Source organism: Actinoplanes sp. CA-051413 (assembly GCF_050955795.1).
Classification (GTDB): domain Bacteria; phylum Actinomycetota; class Actinomycetes; order Mycobacteriales; family Micromonosporaceae; genus Actinoplanes.
The window spans coordinates 7550049-7566683 of record NZ_CP192100.1 but is presented as its reverse complement, the minus strand read 5'-3'; the positions used below and the strand labels follow the sequence as shown (position 1 = coordinate 7566683).

Below are 16635 nucleotides of genomic sequence, written 5' to 3'. Positions count from 1 at the left end.
CAAAATGGGAAGCGGACGCTGGTCCACCGATGTCTACTCCGCCGCCGCCGGCTACCGGGCCGCGACCGGCGCGAGCGCCTTCGCCTACAGCGACAGCGGGGCCCGCAAGGCCCACCCGGCGCTGGACCCGATGAACGTCGGCAAGCGGGAGAGCCGCGACAGCGACGAGCACCCGCACAGCACGCCGATCGCCGTCCTGTTCGACGTGACCGGCTCGATGGGCACCGTGCCGCGGGTGCTGCAGACCAAGCTGCCCCAGCTGCTCGGCCTGCTGACCCGCGGTTACGTGGCCGACCCGCACGTCATGTTCGGGGCCATCGGCGACGCCACCTGCGACCGCGTGCCTTTGCAGATCGGGCAATTCGAGTCGGACAACCGGATGGACGAGGACCTGGCCCGCATCGTGCTCGAGGGCGGGGGCGGCGGCCAGCGGCGCGAGTCGTACGAGCTGGCCATGTACTTCATGGCCCGGCACACCGACCTCGACTCGGTGACCAAGCGCGGCCGCCGCGGTTACCTGTTCATCATCGGCGACGAGATGGCCTACCCGCGGATCAACCCCAAGGAGGTGCGGCGCTTCATCGGCGACGACCTCCGCGAGCCGATCACGACCGAGGCGATGCTGGCCGAGCTGCGCCGCAGCTTCGACGTCTACTACATCATGCCGACCGCAGCCGGCTGGGGCGGCGACGCGGAGATCCTCGGCTACTGGCGCAAGCTGCTCGGCCAGCACGTCATCGAGCTCGACGACCTCGACGCGGTCTGCGAGACGATCGCGCTGACCGTCGGCCTCGGCGAGGAGTCCATCGACCTCGACGCCGGCCTCGCCGACCTGGTCGAGGTGGGCTCACCGGCCGGCCCGTCGGTGGGCAAGGCCCTGGCCCCGCTGGGCGCGGGCCGCGGCACGGTCGTTCGTTCCCCGCTGGAGACGGGCGGCGCGGCAACGCCGGGCGGGAACGAACGGCTGTGAACGGCCCGGCGGGCCACGTCGCCGTGGTCGATCTCGGCTACGGCGACGCGGGCAAGGGCACGGTGGTGGACGCGCTCTGCGCTTCGGGCCCGGTCACCGCGGTGATCAGGTTCAACGGGGGAGCGCAGGCCGCCCACAACGTGGTCACCCCCGCCGGGCGGCACCACACGTTCGCGCAGTTCGGGGCGGGCACGCTGCACGGCGTGCCCACCCACCTGTCGCGTTTCGTGGTCGTCGACCCGCTGGCGCTGGCCGCCGAGGCGGCCGCGCTGGGCAACCCGTTCCACCTGCTCACCGTCGACGGCGACGCGCTGCTCGCGACGCCCTGGCACCGGGCGGCCAACCAGGCCCGCGAGCGGCGCCGCGGCGGGGCCCGGCACGGTTCGTGCGGCATGGGCATCGGGCAGACCATGGAGTACGCCCTCAGCCACGCGGACGCGCCCCGGGTCGCGGACGTGTTGTCGCCCGCACGGCTGCGCACCCGGCTGGCCGCCGTCCGCGACGCGCTGGGTCCCTTCGACGACGTGCCGCCGCTGGAGGACGTCGCGGACGCCTTCCTGGCCTTCGGCCGCGCCGTGTCCATCGTGGACTCCGGTCACCTCGACCGACTGCTGACCCAGGGACGGTGCGTCTTCGAGGGGGCGCAGGGGGTTCTGCTGGACGAGTGGCGGGGCTGGCACCCGTACACGACGTGGTCCACGACGACATTCGACAACGTCGCGGCGCTGTGTCCGTCGTTCGAGCGGCTGGGGGTGGTGCGGACGTACGCCACCCGGCACGGCGCGGGGCCGTTCGTGACCGAGGCGCCGCTCGACCTGCCCGAGGCGCACAACGGCGTGGGCGAGTGGCAGGGCGCGTTCCGGGTCGGCCACTTCGACGCGGTCGCCCACCGGTACGCGGTCGAGGTGGCCGGCGGGGTCGACTCGCTCGCCGTCACCCACCTCGACGCGCCGCCCCGGGTCCCCGGCCTGCGCATCTGCACGTCCTACGACCTGGACGGCGCCCGCTGGGAACGGATCGCCCCCGGCCCGCCCCGCGACCTGGGCCACCAGGCGGCGCTGACCGCGTTGCTCGACCGGGCCCGCCCCGGCGACCTGCACCGCCCCACGGACTGGCCGGCCGCGATCGGTGACCTCCTGGGCGCGCCGGTGGTGCTGGAGTCGTACGGCCCCAGGAGCACGGACAAGCGCTGGTCGTTCGCGGGTCTCGTCGGGCGCGCGGCCTGAGCGGCCCGCGCGGCCTGGGCTGTCCGCGCGGCCTGGGCTGTCCGCGCGGCCTGGGCTGTCCGCGCGGCTTGAGCTGTCCGCGCGGCCCGAGCGCGCCCGCGCGGCTTGGCGCGCCCACGGGGGAGCCGGTCGCCGCGAGCGTATGCCGTATGGCCTCCGGGCCCGCGAGTCAGTAGCCGAGCGCGACGGCGTGCCCGACGGTGGCCGGGTCCGTCGCCGCGGCCAGGGTCGCGGTCGCCAGGTCCGTGCGGGAGATCGAGCTGCCGCCACGCACGGTGTGGTCGAGCGCCGTGCGGTACGGCCTGGGCCCGCCGTCGGTCAGCCGGGGCGGACGCATGATCGTCCAGTCCAGACCGCTCGCCGCGACGATCCGGTCCGTGGCCACGAAATCGGTCCACGCGGCGCGCAGGAACCGCCACAGGAGGGGCTTGACGATCCGGGCCGTCACGAAGCCGTCGTGGGAGTCCTTGATGTGGCCGGCCGCGGTCACCACGACCAGCCGCCGCACCCCGGTCGCCCGCATCGCCTGAATGATCGACTCCGCGGCCGGCGCGCACACGGGCTCGTCGGCGCCCGGCCGGTGACCGAGCGCCGAGATGACGACGTCGCGGCCGGCCACGGCGGGCTCGATCGCCGCCGGGTCCATGACGTCGGCCCGGACGACCTCCGCACCGGCAGGGAAGTCCGCGGCCGAGCGGACCACCGCCGTGACGGTGTGTCCCGCCTCCAGCGCTTGTCGCACCAGCTCGACCCCGGTGCCGCCGGTCGCTCCGAACACGGTGATCTTCATGCTGACTCCCTGGTTAGTAAACACTCACTACCTAGTCAGGGTGGTGAGCGTTCACTAACCTGTCAAGGGTGGGAACCCGAGACGTCATCCTGGACGCGGCGGCCGGCGTGATGCGCGAACGTGGCCTGGCCAACGTGACCACCCGCCAGATCGCGGCGGCGGCCGGCTTCTCCGAGGCGACGCTCTACAAGCACTTCGCCGACAAGATCGAGCTGATGCTCGCCGTGCTGCAGGAACGCTCCACCGGCTTCGCCGAACTGGCCGTGGCGCTGGACCGGCCGGCCGGCGACAGCCCCGACGACCTCGAGGACCGGCTGGCCGCGGTGGCCGGCGCCGCCATCGTGTTCTACACCGACAACTTCCCGATGCTCGCGTCGATCTTCTCCGACCGCACCATCCTCGCCGCCCACACCGACGGCCTGCGCAAGCACGGCCTGGGACCGCACAAGGTCAACGAGGCCATCGCGGGATACCTGAGTGCCGAGGCGCAAGCGGGCCGCATCCGAGCCGACGCCGACCTGTACGCGGCCGCGGGACTGCTGGCCGGAGCCTGCATGCAGCACGCCTTCCTCGGGCACATGGGCTGGGTGGACCGCCGCGACGACGACACGGCCGCGCGGTCGTTCGCCCGTACGGTGATCGCGGGTCTGCGGTGAGTGGTCATCCCAGGCTGCGCCGGATCGCCGCCTCGGCCGCCGCCCAGGTCGGGGTGTGCTCGACCCAGTCGGGCGGCGGGGTGCGCTGCGGCCCGAAGAGGTAGCGGTGCGGCACGACACCGCGCAGCGCCTGGTGCACGTCGAGCTTGTCGTCGACGAAGTGGGTGATCCCCAGCTGGGCACAGTGGACCGCCTTGTCCGGCCGCTTCAGGCAGAAGCGCAGGTGGTCGCCGGGGATGCCGGTCCGGGCGGCGAAGTCGTGGTGGTCGAGCCACTGGCGGGTGTGGCGCTGGACGCGTTCGCCGCACTTGGAGACCAGCCACACCTGCCCGAAGAGCGGAACCAGCCGGGCCAGCGTGTCGATCGCCGCGGGGACGGCCGGCGTCGCGAGCATCCGGGCGGTGTCTCCGCTGAAGAACTGGGTGTCGTTGCCGCCCGGGGCACCGCCGCCGATGATGACCCGGCCGATGTCGACGCCGAGCCTGAGTTGTTGTGTCGTCATGAGCTCAGCCTGAGTGCCAGCACTCTAGAGCAGAACTATCGATGTCGGCGCAGCTATAGTCCCCGGTTATGAATGAGCGGGCGGTGTCGAGCGATGCCCTGACGTCCTTCGCCGTGTTCGCCGAGCACCTCAACTTCACCCGCGCGGCCGCGGAGCTGCGCATCTCCCAGCCCGCCCTGCACGTGAAGGTCCGCAAGCTGGCCCAGGCCCTGGGCCGGCCGCTCTACCACCGCAGCGGCCGGCGGCTCGTGCTCACCGCGGATGGCGCGGCGGTCGCCCGGTTCGCCCGCGCGCACGACGAACGGCTCGCGGACTTCCTGGCCGAGTTCGCCGGCGTCGTGCCGGGCCGGCCGGTCGTGCTGGCGGCGGGACAGGGCGCCTACCTCTATCTGCTCGGTGACACGATCCGGGCGGTGCTGGCCGAGGAGCCGACCCGGCTGCGCCTGATCACCTGCGACCACCGGCAAATGCTCGCCGCGGTCCGCACCGGACAGGCGCAGCTCGGCGTGAGCGTGCTCGACGTGCTGCCCGAGGACCTGACCGCGGTGCGGCTGGCGACCTTCCCCCAGGTGCTGCTCGTGCCGAAAGGCCATCGACTGGCCCGGCGCCGCGCGGTGACCCTGCCGGACGTGGCCGGTACGAGCCTGGTCGTGCCACCGCAGCATCGGCCGCACCGGGTGCTGTTGGAGCGGGCGCTGCGCGGCGCCGGGGCGGAGTGGACGGTCGCGGTGGAGGCCGAGGGCTGGCCGTTGATCACACACTTCGTCGCGCTGGGCGTGGGGCTGGCCATCGTCAACGGGTGCGTGCCGGCTCCGCCCGGGCTGGTCGCCGTACCGGTCGAGGGTCTGCCGCCGGTGACCTATCACGTGGTCCACCAGCCCTCGGCGCTGTCCGATCCCCGGGTGGCCGGTCTGCTGGACCGGATCCTGGGGTAGCCTGTAAGTAGGTACTTACTTACGTGCGGAGGTGCGCCATGACCACCCTCGACTCCCTCGGCCGGCAGCGGACTGTGCTGCTGGAGACCCGCAAGCGCGACGGCTCCTGGGTCGGCACGCCCGTCAGCCTGGTCGTGTCCGGCGGGCACGGCTATTTCCGCAGCTACGACGCGGCCGGCAAGGCCAAGCGGCTGCGCAACTTCCCCGAGGTCCGGGTGGCGCCCAGCACGATGCGCGGCCGTCCGACCGGCCCGGCCGTGCCCGGCCGGGCACGGCTGCTCAGCGCGGAGGAGGCCGAGCCCGTGCGGGCCCTGCTCGCCGCGAAACATCCGTGGCTGCACGGCCGGATCGTGCCGGCGATGCACCGCCGCAAGGGCTGGACCACCCTGCACTACGAGCTGACCCTGGAGCAGAGCTGAGCGGCACCCGCGACACCATCGTCACCGTGGCCATGGACCTCTTCGGCCGCCACGGCTACCACGCCACCACGATCGCCCAGATCGAGGCGGCCGCCGGGCTGTCCGCGGGGGCCGGCGGTCTCTACCGGCACTTCAAGACCAAGCGCGCCCTGCTCGAGGAGGGTCTGCGCCGGCAGTTCGAGGCCGGGCGGCCACTGGTGGCCTATCTGGAGCAGACCGGCGCGGAGCTGTCCCGCCGGGACCGCTTCCTCGCCGTGGCCCGGGCCGGGCTGCGCCGGCTGGAGCAGGAACGCGACGTCAACCGGCTGCTGCTGCGTGACCTGGCGTCCTTCCCGGACCTGCTGGACCAGGTACGTACCCAGGAGCTGGCCCGGGTGCACGAGGCCCTGACCGGCTGGGTGGCCCGCGAGTCACCCCGGCATCCCGACCCAGCCGCGCTGGCCGCGGTGTTGATGGCGGCGGTCAGCCACTACTGGATCTTCACCGACATCTTCGCCGGCCGGCACCCGCACGGTGTCGACAGTGAACGGTTCCTCCGGACGCTGGCCGATCTCGCCGTTGCGGTTGGTGACGGTGTTGCGGACCCGCCGTAGCTTCGAGTTGTGAGCAGTGACGACAGTGATTCCGTACGCCGATCAACGCCGGCGGATCCCTGGCTGACCGAGGCACCGACCTCGGCCATCGGCGACGCGGCAGCGGAGCCCGGCGCGGCGGGCCAGGTGCCGCTGGCCGACACGGCCCGCTTCGAAGACGCGGTGCCGTCCGGCTGGGTGGCCACGCCCGGGCCTGAGGAGCGGCGCGGCCGCCGGGCGACCCGGTGGATCGTGGCCGTGCTGGCGGCCGGCGCCCTGTTCATCGCCGGGATGCTGGCCATCGACCAGTTCGGCGGCGGGTCCGGCGAGGACAATGATGCCCAGGGACCGACCCCCTCGGTGGGAGCCACCTCCAAGGCGGTTGCCGCGGCGCCGACCCGCCGTGCCACCACCACTGCGCCGGCGGGGAAAAAGCCGATCGTCGCGGTCAGCAGCGGCGTGGCGGCGCCCACGGCCGGCGGCGTCGCGGCGCCCACGGCCGGGGGCCAGGTCGTGGTCTACGAGGTCACGGCGAGCGGATCGCGCAACACCGGCAGCGTGAGCTACACCGACCAGGACGGCGACATCATCCGGCTGAACGGCATCGCCCTGCCCTGGCGCGTCACCTTCGAGGTGACCGGGCAGAAGAAGCCGCTGGTGCTCATCAGCCAGCGCAAGGGTGGCGGCGACGCCGGGCCCGTCACGTGCACGATCACTCTGGACGGCAAGCTGCTCAGCTCCACCACTGCCGACGGCCGGTACGCAGCACCGCAGTGCAGCGGCTGACTTACAGGTACATGCCGGTGGCCGGGGGCGTCACCGGAACGGTCACCGGCTGGGCGCCGGTGCGCAGCGCGTACAGCTCGGCCAGGGTCGCGCCGTGCGGGCCGACGCCGGCCGGGGTGCCCAGCCACGCGACTGCTTCCCCGTACGGCAGCCGCCCGACCTCGATGCTGGCCAGGCACCGCCCCGGCCGGACCACCGCGGGGTGCAGCGTGGCCAGGTCCTCGTTGGTGGTGATCCCGATGAGCGCGTTGCGGCCCTGGCCGAGCAGCCCGTCGGTCAGGTTGAGCAGCCGGGACAGCGACTGGCCGGCGCTGGCCTTGGCGTCGCCGCTGATCAGCTCGTCGCAGTCCTCGAGCATGAGCAGGCGCCAGCGCGGTTCGTCGTCGTCGCCGCTGCCCAGGGCGACGCTCATCAGATAGGCCGGGTCGCCGAAGAGGCGTTCCGGGTCGAGCACGCAGTCGACCTGGCACCACGAGCGCCACTGCTGGGCCAGCGCCCGCAGCGCGGTGGTCTTACCGGTGCCCGGCTCGCCGTGCAGCAGGAGCAGCCGGCCGTTGACCGCCGTGCCGTCGATGGCCATCAGCCGTTCCAGGGTGCTCGCCACCGGGCCGGCGTAGTTGGCCCGGATCTTGTCCCACGGCGCCGCGTCGATCTCGCGCTGCACCCGGCGCGGGCCGTGCGCGCCGTAGTGCCAGAAGCCGATCGGCACGCTGTCGTCGGCCGGCTCCGGCTCCTCGACGGCGTCCTCGGCGACGACGGCCAGCACCGACTCGGCCAGCTCGGAGCTGATCGCGGTGACCGTGACCCGGGCCCGGCGGCTCTGCTTCCAGCGGGTGACGTGCAGCGTCCAGCCCTCGCCGACCGACAGCCGGCCGTGCCCGTCCTCCTCCACGGCGTCGCGCACGATGCGCGCGTCCTCCGTGGTCAGCAGGGCCTCGGCGCGTACGTTTTCCAGGTACCGGGTGCGGCCGAACGGCTCCCGGCCGGTGACGAAAGCGTCCAGCGCGAGCAGGTCGACCACGTCCACCAGCCGGTCACCGTCATCGACGGCACCGGACAGCGGCAGGGTGGCGGGGGCGGTCGGCGTGGCCGCCGATTCCACCAGGCGGCTGCCGGGCCGGTCGACGGACTGATGGGGGGTACGCATTACCCCATGATCGACCCGAAGTGGGGGATGAGCACCCGGTTTTCCGGCAGGTTGGCCCGAACGGGGCCGCTATGCGGCTGCTCACTCCGGTTTCCCAAGATCCGTGAGCGTCGGTAAGGTGAGGGTTACCTAACCTGAACGGAGTTCGACATGGCGACCCATCCGCTCATCTCGCGCCGGAACCTGCTCTTCGGTGCAGCGGGCGTGGCGGCCGCCGGCCTGCTCGCGGCCTGTGGCGACAGCGACAGCGGCGACAGCCCGACCACCGGTGGTTCGTCCGCCGCGACCGGTGGCTCGTTCCCGGTCACGGTGACCCACCAGTTCGGCAGCACCACCGTCGAGGAGGCGCCCAAGACGGTCGTGTCGCTCGGCTGGGGAGACGCGGACGCGCTGCTCGCCCTCGGTGTCGTCCCGGTCGGCATCCTCGACTGGTTCCAGGCCTGGCCGACCGGCGTCGGGCCGTGGGCCCAGGCCAAGCTGAACGGGGCCAGGCCCACCGTGCTCAAGGGTCCCGAGATCAACTTCGAGAGCGTCGCCACGCTGCGCCCGGACCTGATCACCTTCACCAAGAGCGCCAACACCAAGGCCGAGTGGGACCAGCTGGAGAAGCTCGCCCCGACACTCTCCGGCCCGGCCGGCACGGCGCCGTACGGCACCACCCTCAAGGACCAGACGCTGCTGATCGCCGAGGCGCTGGGCCGCAAGGCCGAGGGGGAGGCCCTGGTCGCGGCCAACGACAAGGCGCTCGCCGACGCCAAGGCAGCCAACCCCGGGTTCGCCGGCAAGAGCGTGGTCGTCGCGGCCGCGTTCAGCGGGCAGTACGGCGCGTACACCCGCGGCGACGGCCGGGTGCAGTTCATGGAGGCGCTCGGCTTCCAGAACTCGCAGCAGATCGAGGATCTCAAGCCGGCCAACTTCTACGCCGAGGTCTCCAAGGAGAAGGTCGGCCTGCTCGACGCCGACCTGACCGTCATCTTCGCCCTGGGCGCCGGCGCCGAGCTCAAGAAGGACACGGTGCTGAACAGCATCCCGTCCGCCAAGGCCGGCCGGCTGCTCATCGTCGACGACGCCGACCTGGTCAACGGCTTCTCCACCAACTCCGTGCTGAGCACCCCGTTCGTCATCGAAAAGTTCGTGCCGCTCGTCAAGGCCGCCCTGGCGTGACCAGCACCGCCGCCGAGCGCGCCGGTTACACCCCGCTCGAGGCGCGCGTCCGGGCCCGAGGCGGGCTGACCGCCCGCGGCCTCGGGCTGGTCGCCGCGACCGGGGCGCTGGCGGCGGTGGCCGTGCTCAGCATCGTGGTCGGCACCAAGCCGATCCCGCTGGGCACGATCTGGGACGCCTTCTTCACCCACGGGGTGACCTCGGAGGACGTCCGGATCGTCCTGGACCTGCGGGTGCCGCGGACGGTCATCGGCCTCGCCGCCGGGATCGCCCTGGGCCTGGCCGGCGCGCTGATGCAGGCGCTGACCCGCAACCCGCTGGCCGACCCGGGCATCCTCGGCATCAACGCGGGCGCGGCCACCGCCGTAGTGCTCGCCATCCGGGTGCTCGGCATCGGCTCGCTGACCGGCTACATCTGGTTCGCCTTCGTCGGGGCGGCCGGCGCGTTCGCCGTGGTCTACCTGCTCGGCACCCGCGGCCGCTCGGGCGCGTCGCCGGAACGGCTCGCGCTCGCCGGTGCCGCGGTCGGCGCCGCCCTGCTCGCGGTCACCAACGCGGTCGCGCTGCTCGACGTCACCACCTTCGACCGCTACCGGCTGTGGACGGTCGGCGCGCTCGCCGGCCGCGACCTCGGCGTGTTCTGGGCGGTGGCGCCGTTCATCCTGGTCGGCGTCGTGCTGGCGCTTGCCCTCGGACCCTCGCTCAACGTGATCGCGCTCGGCGAGGACACCGCCCGGGCGCTCGGCGCCAACCTCAACCGCACCCGGGTACTCACCGCGGTGGCCGTCACCCTGCTCTGCGGCGCGGCCACGGCGGCGGTCGGGCCGATCGCGTTCGTCGGGCTCGCCGTGCCGCACATCGCGCGCACCCTGGTCGGGCCGGACCAGCGCTGGCTGCTGCCGTACTCGCTGGTGCTCGCGCCGACGCTGCTGCTGCTCGCGGACGTCGCCGGCCGGGTGATCGCGCGCCCCGGCGAGGTGCAGGCGGGCCTGATCACCGCCTTCATCGGCGCCCCGGTGTTCCTGGCTGTCATCCTGCGCCGCCGGATCGTGCCGCTGTGAGACGCCGGATCACCGTCCGGGCGCCGGGCCTCGCTCTCCGCCTCGACCTGCGCACACTGGGGGTCAGCGGGGTCCTGCTGCTGGCCGTGGCCGCCGTCGTGGTCTGGACCATCGTCGCTGTCGGCGTGCGGCTGCCGGTCGCCGACATCCTCGAGATCCTCGACGGCGGCGGCCGGCGCGCCGACCGTTTCATCCTGCTCGACCTGCGCCTGCCCCGGGTCAGCCTGGGCCTGCTGGCCGGGGCGGCGCTGGCCATGTCCGGCGCGGTCTTCCAGAGCCTGTCGCGCAATCCGCTGGGCAGCCCCGACATCGTCGGCTTCACCACCGGCTCGGCCACCGGCGTGGTCGTCGCGATTCTCGTGTTCGGCGCCGGGCCGGGCGGGGCCGCGGTCGCGGCCGTCGTGGGTGGCCTGCTCACGGCCCTGATCGTGTACGGGCTGGCGGCGGCCGGCGGCGGCGCGGTCCGGCGGATCGTGCTCGTCGGGATCGGCATCAGCGCGATGCTCGTCGCGGTCAACAGCTACCTGATCAGCCGGGCCCGGGTCGACGCCGCCCAGGCCGCCTCGGTCTGGCTGGTCGGCACTCTGAACGGCCGGACCTGGGAGTACGTGCGCCTGCTGGGCCTGGCCCTGCTGGTGCTCACCCCGCTGCTCCTGCTGTTCGGCCGGCGACTCCAGTTGCTGGAGATGGGTGACGACTCGGCGCAGTCGCTCGGCGTACGGGTGAACCGCTCTCGCCTGGTGCTGGTCCTGCTGGCCGTCGCGGTCTGCGCGGTGGCGACCGCCACGACCGGCCCGGTGGCGTTCGTGGCCCTGGCCGCACCGCAGATCACCCGGCGGCTCACCGGCTCGCCGACGCTGCAGCTGCTTCCGGCGGCGATCACCGGCGCCCTGCTGATGGTGCTCAGCGACTTCGTCGCGCAACGGCTGCTGGCCCCCGCCCAGCTGCCCGTCGGGGTGGTCACCGGCGCGGTCGGCGGGGTCTATCTGGCCTGGCTGCTCGCCGGGCAATGGCGAAAGGGAAACTGATGACCTCGCGGCTGTCCGGGACCGGCCTGACGCTGGCCTACGGCGACAGGGTGATCGCCGCCGGCCTGGACGTGACGATCCCCGACGGCTCCTTCACGGTGATCATCGGACCGAACGCCTGCGGCAAGTCCACGCTGCTGCGCGCCCTGTCCGCACTGCTCACCCCGAAGCAGGGCTCGGTGGTGCTGGACGGCGCGTCGATCGGCTCGTACCGGGCCAAGGAGGTCGCCCGGCGCCTCGGCCTGCTGCCGCAGACGGCCACTGCTCCGGAGGGCATCTCGGTGGCCGACCTGGTGGCCCGCGGCCGATATCCGCACCAGAAGCTGCTGCGCCAGTGGACGCCGGAGGACGAGAACCAGGTCGCCGCGGCCATGGAGGCCACCGGCGTGACGGCGCTGGCGGACCGCGCCGTCGACGAGCTGTCCGGCGGTCAGCGGCAGCGGGTGTGGATGGCCATGGCGCTCGCCCAGCAGACCGGCATCCTGCTGCTGGACGAGCCGACGACGTACCTGGACATCGCCTACCAGATCGACCTGCTGGACCTCTGCGCCGACCTGAACGAGCAGGGCCGGACCCTGGTCGCCGTGCTGCACGACCTCAACCACGCCTGCCGCTACGCGACCCACCTGATCGTGATGAAGGCCGGGCGGATCGTCGCGGAGGGCGTACCGGGGGAGATCGTCACCGCGGAGCTGGTCGAGGACGTCTACGGGCTGCGGTGCGAGGTCATCCCGGACCCGCAGACGCGGACGCCATTGGTGGTGCCGGCGGCCCGCGCCGCACGGGCCGCCCGCCTGACCCGCTGACGGCCCGCCGGTCAGGCCCGAGCCAGCACGAAGACCGGAATGAGCCGGGCGGTCTTCTTCTCGTAGGTCGCGTACGTGGGGAACGCCGCGACCGCCCGCTCCCACCACACCGCGCGCTCGTCACCGCTGACCTCCCGCGCGACGTAATCGTGCCGGGCGTCGCCGTCCTGCAGCTCGACGCGAGGCTCCTTGCGCAGGTTGTAGACCCAGACCGGGTTCTTCGGGCCACCGCCCAGCGAGCCGACGACGGCATACTCGCCGGCGTGCTCGACGCGCATCAGCGCCGTCTTGCGCAGCAGGCCGGTCCGGGCGCCGACCGAGGTCAGCACGATCACCGGCTGGCCGCTGATGTCGCCCGCGCGTTCGCCGTTGGACGCCTCGTACGTCTCCGCCTGCTTACGGGCCCACGCGGAAGTGCTCGGGCCGTACTCGCCGGACAGTGGCATGAATGCCTCTCAGCTGGAGATCGGGGTGAGGACGAAGACCGGGATGATCCGGTCGGTCTTGGTCTGATACTCCGCGTACGGCGGCCACGCCTCGACCGCCCGCTCCCACCACACGGCCCGCTCCTCGCCGGAGACCTCGCGGGCCTGGTAGTCGCGCTTGGCGTTGCCGTCCTGGAGCTCGACGTGCGGGTTCTTGACCAGGTTCCAGTACCAGACCGGGTGGGTGGGGGCGCCGCCGCGGGACGCGACCACCGCGTACTCGCCGTCGTGCTCGACCCGCATCAGCGGCGTCTTGCGGATCTTGCCGGTCTTGGCGCCGACCGAGGTCAGCAGGATGATCGGGCGGCCCCGCAGCTCGGCGGCCTCGGTGCCCCCGCTGGCCTCGAACTTCTCGGCCTGCTCGCGGGCCCAGTCCTCCGGGCTCGGGGCGTACTCACCGGTCAACGGCATGATTTCCTCCTGAGGTCGAAGACAGATCGAGGGCCATGAGACCGGCGGCGGTCGGCCGGAAGCCGCAGGCCTCGACATAGAACGAGGTGAGGTGCGGCTCGTAGTCGACATGCAGCCACTGGCAGCCCGCCTCCCGGGCACCGGTCACCGCGGTCGCCACCAGAGTGGTGCCGACGCCCTGGCCGCGGGCCTCGGTGGCCACCACGGTGTCCACCAGGAAAGCGTGCACACCACCGTCCCAGGTCACGTTGACGAAGCCGACCAGCTCGTCTTCCTGGTGGGCGCAGACCCAGCCCAGGCTGTGCCGGTCGAGCCGGCCCTTCCAGTCGATTCCCTGGGCGGAATAGCCGAAACCAGCCGCGTGCAGGGCGTCGAGGGCGGCGTTGTCGAAGCCGGCCCGCCAGCCGTAGATGATCGTCACCGGGCCAGTGTCCGTCATCGGCCGGCCTCGGCCGTTGCGCCGGTCTCGGCTCTTGGGTTGGCCTCGGCCGTTGCGCCGGTCTCGGCTGTTGGGCCGGTCATTGGGCGAGCCTGGCCAGCGTCGCGGCTAGTTCGGCGTTGCGCCGGGCGAAGCCCGCCCATGCCGGCGGTGGCTCTTGCGGGGGCCGGGCGCTGCGGCGCTGGCTCCACGAGCGGACCCGGCCGGCCCGCACGGCGAACGACACCAGCCAGCCGTCGGCCCAGCCCTGCACCGTGACGTCGACCGGCTCCAGCGTCGTGACCTGCTGAGCGGCCGTCACCCACTCCAGCGCGCGGATCTCCTCCTGGACGCGGCCGGCCATTTCGAAGGCGAGCGCGGTGGCGGCTCTGTCGCGTACCGTCTCCAAGCTCCTTCGGGCGGCCGCGACCGCGACCGGATCACGCCGCAGGACCGCCGCGACGGCCTCGGCCAGGTTTTCGCGGTCGGCGGCGCTGACGCCGCGCCGGGCGGCCAGCTCCCGTTCGGCGCCGGTCAGGCCCGAGCCCGCGGCCGCGAGCGGATGCGCCCGGTGCAGCGCGCTGACCGCGAGCCGGGCGCGCGTGCCGCCGAGATACGGCCCGAAGATCCGCACTCCCGCGACCGGCGGCCCGGCCTCGTGGGTGAGGCGGAGGCCGGCCGTCGCGGGCCGGGCATCAAGCCGCAGGTACGCCGGGACTTCCTCGCCGCCGGCCGTCCTGTTCCACCGGGGCAGGGACTCCTCCAGCAGGTTGCGTTCGAGCCAGGCCGCCTCGTGCACCGACTCGCAGGCCACCGCCTCGATCCGGGTCACCGCCGGGACCATCCGGCGCAGGTGCCGGCGGTCGCGCAGGTCGCCGCCGTAGGACCCGACGCGGGCCCGCAGCTCGGTGGCCCGGCCGACGTAGAGCACACGCCCGCGGGCGTCGCGGAACCGGTAGACGCCCGGGTCGCGAGGCAGCCCGGCGGCCAGCCGGCGGATCGCGGAGGTCATCGCGTCAGTATCCGCCCCGCCGGCTCGGCTAGCCTTCCGCACATGCCCGCGATCGGTGTCGGTGACATCACCCTCCACTACGAGGAGTCGGGCCGGGGTGCGCCGGTCCTGCTCATCCCCGGCTCGGCGGCCCGCGGCCGCACCTGGACGTTGCACCAGGTGCCGGCCCTGACCGCCGCCGGGTACCGGACGATCACCCTGGACAACCGCGGCGTCGGCCGTAGCGGCCCGGCGACGCCCGGGCTGACGATCGAGCAGCTGGTGGCCGACGCGGTCGCGGTGATCGAGCGAGTCGCCGGCGGGCCGTGCCGGCTGATCGGCACCTCGATGGGCGCCTACGTGGTGCAGGAACTGCTGTTGGTGCGGCCGGAACTGGTCACCCAGGCGGTGCTGATGGCCAGCCGGGCCCGGCCGGACGTGGTGTCGCGGGCCATGACGGCCGCTGACCTGGCGATGACCGCTTCAGGGGTCACCTTGCCGCCGGAGTACGACGCGGTGAACCGGGCGCTGCAGAACCTGTCGCCCCGCACCCTCGAGGACCCGGAGAGCGCGCAGGACTGGCTGGACATCATGGAGGTGTCCCCGACCGACTGGGCCGACCCGGGACTGCGCGCGCACCTCGGCGTGACCGTGGAAACCGATCGGCGGCCGGCGTACCAGGGGATCCGGGTGCCGACCCTGGTGCTGTCGTTCGCCGATGACCTGATCGCGCCCGCGGCCCGCGGCCGCGAGCTGGCCGACGCGATCCCGCAGGCCCGGTACGCGCGCATCGCCGACGCGGGCCACTACGGCTACCTGGAGCAGCCGGCGGCGGTCAACGACGCGATCCTGGGGTTCTTCGCCGGTGCTTGACCGCATTCTGCCGCCGACCGTGCAGACGGCTCACACCCGCTCGGACCCGCCGGCGTCCCTGTTCCCGGCCGAGGCCGCGCTGGTGACGAACGCCGTGGAGAAGCGCAAGCAGGAGTTCGCGACGGTACGCAACTGCGCCCGGCTGGCGCTGGCCGAGCTCGGAGTGCCGCCGGCCCCGATCCTGCCCGGCGTCCGCGGAGCGCCGGTCTGGCCGGACGGCATCGTGGGCAGCATGACGCACTGCGCCGGCTACCGGGCGGCCGCGGTGGCGCGTACGTCGGAGGCCGGCGGGATCGGCATCGACGCGGAGGAGCACGGGCCGCTGCCGGAGGGAGTGCTGGAGCTGGTGGCGTCGCCGGACGAGCGGACGCACCTGGCCGGGCTGGCGTCGGCGCGGCCGGAGGTGTGCTGGGAGCGGCTGCTGTTCAGCGCGAAGGAGTCGGTGTACAAGGTGTGGTCGCCGCGGACGGGGGAGTGGCTGGGCTTCGAGGAGGCCGAGGTGAGCTTCGAGCCGGAGGCGGCGACGTTCACCGCGCGGGTGCTCGTGCCAGGACCAATTTCGGTGCTGACCGGCCGGTATCTGGTCGAGGACGGTCTCGTGCTGACCGCGATAGTCCTGCCGCCGCTATCGTCGCTGACATGAGTGTGTTGCTGCCTGCGCCCGTCCAGGCCGTCTTCGACGCGACCAACGCGGGCGACACCGAAGCGTTCCTCGCGGCGTTCGCACCCGACGGCGTGGTCGACGACTGGGGCCGGGAATTCCACGGCCACGAGGCGATCCGGCGGTGGAGCGACGGCGAGAACATCGGCGTGCACGCGACCCTCGACGTCACGGAGGTGGCGGTGCAGGACGGCGCGTACGTGGTGACGGCGATGGTGGGTGGTGGCGGTTTCAACGGGCCGAGCCACTTCACTTTTCAGGTCGCGGGTGAGCACGTGACCCGGATGACGATCAGCGCCTGATGCCTCGCCTGCCCCGTTTCCTTGCCGCTGGCCTGCTTCTGTTCGCCGCGACGCTGGTGCTGAGCGCGCTGCTGGCCTCGGGGCCGCGCGGGCTGATCGCGGCGGGCGTGTTCGTGCCGCTCTGGTATGTCATCGCGGTGCTGAACGCGTGGCTGGGCGTGGTGTGGGCGGGTTATCCGGTGCGGGCGGAGATCGCGGTGTTCGGGCTGGTCTTCGGGGTGCCGGCGGTTGTTGCTGTGGTTGTGGGATCGCTGTACTCGCCGGAGGTGGGCGGGGGACGGATCTGGTTCTTGTGGGCTGCCGGGGTGCGGTCGGCCGGCTACAGCGTGGCTGAGGAGCTGCCGATCCTGCTCGCGAACGCGGCGCTGCCGTTCGCGGTGGCCGTTGTTGCTTGGCGAGTCCTCGCCCGCCGCCGTCCCGCCGCCTCCTGAC

The 16635-nt window shown here is 73.0% G+C and carries 22 protein-coding genes; 15 read left to right on the top strand and 7 right to left on the bottom strand.

The features are described 5' to 3' along the window. Nucleotides 1-4: 4 nt before the first annotated feature. Nucleotides 5-970 carry a hypothetical protein gene (locus tag ACQP2Y_RS35600; RefSeq protein ID WP_433720444.1) on the top strand — a complete coding sequence of 322 codons (966 nt, stop codon included), beginning with the start codon at nt 5-7 and terminating at the stop codon, nt 968-970. Next, a complete protein-coding gene (locus tag ACQP2Y_RS35595; RefSeq protein ID WP_433720443.1) occupies nt 967-2196 on the top strand; it encodes an adenylosuccinate synthetase in 1230 nt (409 codons plus the stop codon). Before ACQP2Y_RS35600 ends, ACQP2Y_RS35595 begins: the two co-directional genes overlap by 4 nt. 169 nt (nt 2197-2365) lie before the next feature. Here ACQP2Y_RS35595 and ACQP2Y_RS35590 read toward each other — a convergent pair whose 3' ends face one another. Further along, a complete protein-coding gene (locus ACQP2Y_RS35590; protein ID WP_433720442.1) occupies nt 2366-2986 on the bottom strand; it encodes an NAD(P)-dependent oxidoreductase in 621 nt (206 codons plus the stop codon). A gap of 68 nt (nt 2987-3054) precedes the next feature. On the opposite strand from ACQP2Y_RS35590, the gene ACQP2Y_RS35585 reads away from it, so the two are divergent. Next, on the top strand, nt 3055-3642 hold the full coding sequence (locus tag ACQP2Y_RS35585) for a TetR/AcrR family transcriptional regulator (RefSeq protein WP_433720441.1): 588 nt from the start codon (nt 3055-3057) through the stop codon (nt 3640-3642). Between the two features lie 4 nt (nt 3643-3646). Here the strand turns inward: ACQP2Y_RS35585 and ACQP2Y_RS35580 are convergent, their stop codons facing one another. Further along, a complete protein-coding gene (locus ACQP2Y_RS35580; protein WP_433720439.1) occupies nt 3647-4144 on the bottom strand; it encodes a hypothetical protein in 498 nt (165 codons plus the stop codon). 68 nt (nt 4145-4212) lie between these two features. Between ACQP2Y_RS35580 and ACQP2Y_RS35575 the strand changes: the two genes are divergently transcribed. From ACQP2Y_RS35575 to ACQP2Y_RS35560, 4 genes are read left to right on the top strand one after another with little or no spacing between them, the layout of a single operon-like run. Continuing rightward, nucleotides 4213-5079 (top strand): LysR family transcriptional regulator, encoded by an 867-nt coding sequence (locus ACQP2Y_RS35575; protein WP_433720438.1) that lies wholly within the window; start codon nt 4213-4215, stop codon nt 5077-5079. A gap of 38 nt (nt 5080-5117) precedes the next feature. Then, on the top strand, nt 5118-5498 hold the full coding sequence (locus tag ACQP2Y_RS35570; protein ID WP_433720436.1) for a PPOX class F420-dependent oxidoreductase: 381 nt from the start codon (nt 5118-5120) through the stop codon (nt 5496-5498). 32 nt (nt 5499-5530) lie between these two features. Next, the gene (locus ACQP2Y_RS35565) at nt 5531-6091 is read left to right on the top strand and encodes a TetR/AcrR family transcriptional regulator (RefSeq protein WP_433732188.1); all 561 of its coding nucleotides are present in this window, start codon (nt 5531-5533) and stop codon (nt 6089-6091) included. 9 nt (nt 6092-6100) lie between these two features. Further along, a complete protein-coding gene (locus ACQP2Y_RS35560; protein WP_433720435.1) occupies nt 6101-6856 on the top strand; it encodes an MmpS family transport accessory protein in 756 nt (251 codons plus the stop codon). 1 nt (nt 6857) lies between these two features. Here ACQP2Y_RS35560 and ACQP2Y_RS35555 read toward each other — a convergent pair whose 3' ends face one another. Next, nucleotides 6858-8003 carry a DUF5925 domain-containing protein gene (locus ACQP2Y_RS35555; protein WP_433720434.1) on the bottom strand — a complete coding sequence of 382 codons (1146 nt, stop codon included), beginning with the start codon at nt 8001-8003 and terminating at the stop codon, nt 6858-6860. A gap of 150 nt (nt 8004-8153) precedes the next feature. On the opposite strand from ACQP2Y_RS35555, the gene ACQP2Y_RS35550 reads away from it, so the two are divergent. The 4 genes from ACQP2Y_RS35550 to ACQP2Y_RS35535 all read left to right on the top strand — a co-directional run bounded on the left by ACQP2Y_RS35550 (nt 8154) and on the right by ACQP2Y_RS35535 (nt 12062). Then, on the top strand, nt 8154-9167 hold the full coding sequence (locus ACQP2Y_RS35550) for an ABC transporter substrate-binding protein (protein ID WP_433720432.1): 1014 nt from the start codon (nt 8154-8156) through the stop codon (nt 9165-9167). A 65-nt stretch (nt 9168-9232) separates the two neighbouring features. Then, on the top strand, nt 9233-10228 hold the full coding sequence (locus ACQP2Y_RS35545; protein WP_433732186.1) for a FecCD family ABC transporter permease: 996 nt from the start codon (nt 9233-9235) through the stop codon (nt 10226-10228). Continuing rightward, nucleotides 10225-11256, top strand: coding sequence for a FecCD family ABC transporter permease (locus ACQP2Y_RS35540; RefSeq protein ID WP_433720430.1), 1032 nt, complete (start codon nt 10225-10227; stop codon nt 11254-11256). Before ACQP2Y_RS35545 ends, ACQP2Y_RS35540 begins: the two co-directional genes overlap by 4 nt. Then, nucleotides 11256-12062: an ABC transporter ATP-binding protein gene (locus tag ACQP2Y_RS35535; RefSeq protein WP_433720428.1), complete on the top strand. Its 807-nt coding sequence runs from the start codon at nt 11256-11258 to the stop codon at nt 12060-12062. The genes ACQP2Y_RS35540 and ACQP2Y_RS35535 overlap by 1 nt, the downstream gene beginning before the upstream one ends. An 11-nt stretch (nt 12063-12073) precedes the next feature. Here the strand turns inward: ACQP2Y_RS35535 and ACQP2Y_RS35530 are convergent, their stop codons facing one another. The 4 genes from ACQP2Y_RS35530 to ACQP2Y_RS35515 all read right to left on the bottom strand — a co-directional run bounded on the left by ACQP2Y_RS35530 (nt 12074) and on the right by ACQP2Y_RS35515 (nt 14388). Next, nucleotides 12074-12508, bottom strand: a complete 435-nt coding sequence (locus ACQP2Y_RS35530) for a nitroreductase family deazaflavin-dependent oxidoreductase (protein ID WP_433720426.1) — start codon at nt 12506-12508, stop codon at nt 12074-12076. A 9-nt stretch (nt 12509-12517) separates the two neighbouring features. Beyond that, nucleotides 12518-12958 carry a nitroreductase family deazaflavin-dependent oxidoreductase gene (locus tag ACQP2Y_RS35525; RefSeq protein WP_433720425.1) on the bottom strand — a complete coding sequence of 147 codons (441 nt, stop codon included), beginning with the start codon at nt 12956-12958 and terminating at the stop codon, nt 12518-12520. After that, nucleotides 12942-13379 carry a GNAT family N-acetyltransferase gene (locus tag ACQP2Y_RS35520; protein ID WP_433720424.1) on the bottom strand — a complete coding sequence of 146 codons (438 nt, stop codon included), beginning with the start codon at nt 13377-13379 and terminating at the stop codon, nt 12942-12944. The genes ACQP2Y_RS35525 and ACQP2Y_RS35520 overlap by 17 nt, the downstream gene beginning before the upstream one ends. 97 nt (nt 13380-13476) lie before the next feature. Beyond that, nucleotides 13477-14388 (bottom strand): GIY-YIG nuclease family protein, encoded by a 912-nt coding sequence (locus ACQP2Y_RS35515; RefSeq protein ID WP_433720422.1) that lies wholly within the window; start codon nt 14386-14388, stop codon nt 13477-13479. Nucleotides 14389-14430: 42 nt separating this feature from the next. Here ACQP2Y_RS35515 and ACQP2Y_RS35510 point away from each other — a divergent pair, with 42 nt between their 5' ends. The 4 genes from ACQP2Y_RS35510 to ACQP2Y_RS35495 are packed head-to-tail and all read left to right on the top strand — an operon-like array spanning nt 14431 to nt 16634. After that, a complete protein-coding gene (locus tag ACQP2Y_RS35510; protein ID WP_433720421.1) occupies nt 14431-15240 on the top strand; it encodes an alpha/beta fold hydrolase in 810 nt (269 codons plus the stop codon). Then, nucleotides 15233-15883 carry a 4'-phosphopantetheinyl transferase family protein gene (locus ACQP2Y_RS35505; protein WP_433720419.1) on the top strand — a complete coding sequence of 217 codons (651 nt, stop codon included), beginning with the start codon at nt 15233-15235 and terminating at the stop codon, nt 15881-15883. Before ACQP2Y_RS35510 ends, ACQP2Y_RS35505 begins: the two co-directional genes overlap by 8 nt. Then, nucleotides 15880-16203: a nuclear transport factor 2 family protein gene (locus ACQP2Y_RS35500; RefSeq protein WP_433720418.1), complete on the top strand. Its 324-nt coding sequence runs from the start codon at nt 15880-15882 to the stop codon at nt 16201-16203. Before ACQP2Y_RS35505 ends, ACQP2Y_RS35500 begins: the two co-directional genes overlap by 4 nt. After that, on the top strand, nt 16203-16634 hold the full coding sequence (locus ACQP2Y_RS35495; protein ID WP_433720416.1) for a hypothetical protein: 432 nt from the start codon (nt 16203-16205) through the stop codon (nt 16632-16634). The genes ACQP2Y_RS35500 and ACQP2Y_RS35495 overlap by 1 nt, the downstream gene beginning before the upstream one ends. The last annotated feature ends 1 nt before the right edge of the window (nt 16635 follow it).

Excerpts from the sequence above, each read along its gene's own strand:
- ACQP2Y_RS35495 (WP_433720416.1), top strand. The coding sequence starts at position 16,203 with ATGCCTCGCCTGCCCCGTTTCCTTGCCGCTGGCCTGCTTCTGTTCGCC.
- ACQP2Y_RS35570 (WP_433720436.1), top strand. The coding sequence starts at position 5,118 with ATGACCACCCTCGACTCCCTCGGCCGGCAGCGGACTGTGCTGCTGGAG.
- ACQP2Y_RS35550 (WP_433720432.1), top strand. The coding sequence starts at position 8,154 with ATGGCGACCCATCCGCTCATCTCGCGCCGGAACCTGCTCTTCGGTGCA.
- ACQP2Y_RS35590 (WP_433720442.1), bottom strand. The coding sequence starts at position 2,986 with ATGAAGATCACCGTGTTCGGAGCGACCGGCGGCACCGGGGTCGAGCTG.
- ACQP2Y_RS35525 (WP_433720425.1), bottom strand. The coding sequence starts at position 12,958 with ATGCCGTTGACCGGTGAGTACGCCCCGAGCCCGGAGGACTGGGCCCGC.
- ACQP2Y_RS35600 (WP_433720444.1), top strand. The coding sequence starts at position 5 with ATGGGAAGCGGACGCTGGTCCACCGATGTCTACTCCGCCGCCGCCGGC.
- ACQP2Y_RS35575 (WP_433720438.1), top strand. The coding sequence starts at position 4,213 with ATGAATGAGCGGGCGGTGTCGAGCGATGCCCTGACGTCCTTCGCCGTG.
- ACQP2Y_RS35535 (WP_433720428.1), top strand. The coding sequence starts at position 11,256 with ATGACCTCGCGGCTGTCCGGGACCGGCCTGACGCTGGCCTACGGCGAC.
- ACQP2Y_RS35500 (WP_433720418.1), top strand. The coding sequence starts at position 15,880 with ATGAGTGTGTTGCTGCCTGCGCCCGTCCAGGCCGTCTTCGACGCGACC.
- ACQP2Y_RS35510 (WP_433720421.1), top strand. The coding sequence starts at position 14,431 with ATGCCCGCGATCGGTGTCGGTGACATCACCCTCCACTACGAGGAGTCG.
- ACQP2Y_RS35565 (WP_433732188.1), top strand. The coding sequence starts at position 5,531 with ATGGACCTCTTCGGCCGCCACGGCTACCACGCCACCACGATCGCCCAG.
- ACQP2Y_RS35555 (WP_433720434.1), bottom strand. The coding sequence starts at position 8,003 with ATGCGTACCCCCCATCAGTCCGTCGACCGGCCCGGCAGCCGCCTGGTG.
- ACQP2Y_RS35515 (WP_433720422.1), bottom strand. The coding sequence starts at position 14,388 with ATGACCTCCGCGATCCGCCGGCTGGCCGCCGGGCTGCCTCGCGACCCG.
- ACQP2Y_RS35530 (WP_433720426.1), bottom strand. The coding sequence starts at position 12,508 with ATGCCACTGTCCGGCGAGTACGGCCCGAGCACTTCCGCGTGGGCCCGT.
- ACQP2Y_RS35580 (WP_433720439.1), bottom strand. The coding sequence starts at position 4,144 with ATGACGACACAACAACTCAGGCTCGGCGTCGACATCGGCCGGGTCATC.